This window comes from uncultured Clostridium sp., from assembly GCF_937920395.1.
In the GTDB taxonomy this organism is placed as follows: Bacteria; Bacillota; Clostridia; order Clostridiales; family Clostridiaceae; genus Clostridium_AD.
This window is the reverse complement of sequence record NZ_CALEVF010000232.1, coordinates 1-2861: the sequence shown is the minus strand read 5'-3', so window position 1 is coordinate 2861 and position 2861 is coordinate 1. Positions and strand designations below refer to the sequence as shown.

Genomic DNA, 2861 nt, shown 5'->3' with positions numbered 1-2861 from the left:
CTGCTTTTGCTTGTGGTACTAATGTTTTATTTGCCATTGTTAATCACTCCTTTTATATTTTTTTTGTTAAATTAATTTTTAATTGATAATTTTTAATATACAAATTAATTAGAAGTTCAAATTATAAATTTTTCTCGTATTGTTCAACCATTTTTTTAACCATTTGTCCGCCTACTGATCCATTTTGTCTTGAAGTAAGATCGCCATTGTAACCATCTGTTAAATTAACTCCAACTTCTTTTGCAGCTTCCATTTTAAATTTGTTAAGTCCTGCTTTTGCTTGTGGTACTAATGTTTTATTTGCCATTGTTAATCACTCCTTTTAAATATATTTTTGTTATGATAGTATATTGCGCATAAATTAGAATTATATGATAGAATCTTTACGGTTAATAAGGAAAATTTAACATTAAATTATAAATTTTTCTCGTACTGTTCAACCATTTTTTTAACCATTTGTCCGCCTACTGATCCATTTTGTCTTGAAGTAAGATCTCCATTGTAACCTTCTGTTAAATTAACTCCTACTTCTTGAGCTGCTTCCATTTTAAATTTGTTAAGACCTGCTTTTGCTTCTGGTACTAAGTTTCTGTTTGCCATAATAAATTCCTCCTTTTATTTTAGTGATTACTTGATGATAGTAGTTTAACCGTATACTCTTTTTTTATATTAGTTGATTGAAGGATAATTTTGCAAATCGTAAGTTGTTTAGAAAATTGTGGATAAGAAAAGTTTTAATAAATACTGAACATCTTATTCTAATTAGTATATAATAAGATAGTATAAACTGAATAAAGCATGTTTTAAAAGGAGAGTTAAAGTGGAAAAACACAAAATAATAATGACTGGTGGAGGTTCAGCGGGACATGTAACACCAAATCTTGCACTTGTACCAAAACTTAAAATGTTAGGTTATGAAATTGAATATATTGGCACAAAGGAAGGTATAGAGAGAAAGATAATAGAAGGCGAAAATATTAAGTATTTTCCGATATCTAGCGGAAAACTTAGAAGATATTTTGATTTTAAAAATTTTACGGATCCTTTAAAAGTGATTAAAGGTATTTTTGAGGCAAAAAAAATCATTAAAATGGAAAAACCTGATATTGTTTTTTCAAAAGGTGGATTTGTTTCTGTCCCTGTTGTGCTTGCTGCATTTTTTAACAAAGTACCAGTAATCGCACATGAATGTGATATTACGCCAGGACTTGCTAATAGATTAGTATCTCCTTATTGTACAAAAGTATGTGTAACTTTTCCTGAAGCATTAAAAGGATTGAAAAATGGAAAAGGTGTTGTAACTGGAAATCCTATTAGATCTGAATTGTTTGAAGGAAATAAAGCTAAAGGTAATCAAATATGTGGATTTAAAAGTAAAAAGCCAGTACTTATGATTATAGGTGGCAGTTTAGGATCTAAAATTATAAATGAGGTTATAAGGGCAAAGCTCGATAAATTAATATTAGAGTATAATGTTATTCATATTTGTGGTAGTGGTAATATTGATAAGTCACTTCAAAATAAAGATGGATATAAGCAATTTGATTATATAAAAGATGAATTACCTCATTTATTGGCTAGTGCAGATATAGTAGTATCTAGGGCAGGGGCAAATGTTATTTTTGAACTTCTTGCTCTAAGAAAACCTAATTTATTAATACCACTATCCGCGAAAGCTAGTCGTGGGGATCAAATACTTAATGCCAAATCTTTTGAAAAAAGTGGGTATAGTATGGTTATTCAAGATGAAGACCTTACACCTGAAAATTTAGAAGTGAAAATTAAAGAGGTGTATAATGATAGAAATAAATATATTGAGAAAATGAATAACAGTAATACTGAGAAAAGTATTGATTTAATAGTAGAACTAATAGAAAAATACAGGAAAAGATGAATAAAGTAAAATTTCTTCACTCTTTTTATATTATAGGAGAGAATAAACGGGTAATAAAATATGATAAAATATTAACAATGTTTTATGACATTTAAAGACTATTATATGACAAACTGTGCTATAACACTAACTTATTGTGTTTATACAGTATTTTATTTTTAAATATAATGTAGTATTTATAACGAAAAAACTTGAATATTATTCATATTGATGTATAATTAACTTGTAACATAGACTATCTATTAATATGAAAGCATGGGGTGATAGTAATGAAAAAATTAACAATAATTTACTTGAGTAACGGCGGAAATGTTGAAGTTTTAGCGAATCATATTGCTAAAGGTGCAAAGGATGCAGGTGCTGATGTTGTACTTAAACTAGTTAGCGAAGCATCAGTTGAAGATGTAACTAATGCAGATGCAGTAGCATTTGGTAGTCCATCAATGGATAATAATAGGATTGATCAAAAGGAAATGCAACCATTTATTGACAAGTTTAAGTTGATTCCAGTTAATAATAAAATCACAGGTTTATTTGGATCTTATGGATGGGACAATGGAGAATTTATGGGTAAATGGGTAAGTTTAATGAAAGAATATGAATTTAATGTTGTACAAAATTTAATAGTTAATGAAGCTCCTACTAATGAACAATTAGTTAAAGCTGAAGAAATGGGAAAAAATTTAGTTAAATAAGGTTTTTTTATAGAAATATGTAGAACTATGAAATGATGAGATAAGCGTAAGAATATCTAGAACACAAGGGTTCATCATGTCTAGCTAACGCTGAGAAGTGTTAGCTAGTTTTGCATAAAATCTAGTGAAAAGTTATTATTTTTAAGTATAGAGATATTTTAATAAATACTCTTACTTTAAATTTAAATAAAAGCGTTTAAACAATTTTTATAATATTATTTAAGAAAGAAGGCTTATTAAATGAGAAAAATGAAAACTATGGACGGAAATAC

The 2861-nt window shown here is 27.9% G+C and carries 4 protein-coding genes; 2 read left to right on the top strand and 2 right to left on the bottom strand.

The features are described 5' to 3' along the window. Positions 1-121: 121 nt before the first annotated feature. Together Q0649_RS14920 and Q0649_RS14915 are read right to left on the bottom strand one after the other, a co-directional pair. The gene (locus Q0649_RS14920) at positions 122-307 is read right to left on the bottom strand and encodes an alpha/beta-type small acid-soluble spore protein (RefSeq protein ID WP_298843734.1); all 186 of its coding nucleotides are present in this window, start codon (positions 305-307) and stop codon (positions 122-124) included. Positions 308-414: 107 nt separating this feature from the next. Further along, the gene (locus Q0649_RS14915; RefSeq protein WP_298843731.1) at positions 415-600 is read right to left on the bottom strand and encodes an alpha/beta-type small acid-soluble spore protein; all 186 of its coding nucleotides are present in this window, start codon (positions 598-600) and stop codon (positions 415-417) included. 220 nt (positions 601-820) lie between these two features. Here Q0649_RS14915 and Q0649_RS14910 point away from each other — a divergent pair, with 220 nt between their 5' ends. Continuing rightward, positions 821-1894 carry an undecaprenyldiphospho-muramoylpentapeptide beta-N-acetylglucosaminyltransferase gene (locus Q0649_RS14910; protein WP_298843728.1) on the top strand — a complete coding sequence of 358 codons (1074 nt, stop codon included), beginning with the start codon at positions 821-823 and terminating at the stop codon, positions 1892-1894. 269 nt (positions 1895-2163) lie between these two features. Beyond that, on the top strand, positions 2164-2589 hold the full coding sequence (locus Q0649_RS14905; protein WP_298843724.1) for a flavodoxin: 426 nt from the start codon (positions 2164-2166) through the stop codon (positions 2587-2589). The last annotated feature ends 272 nt before the right edge of the window (positions 2590-2861 follow it).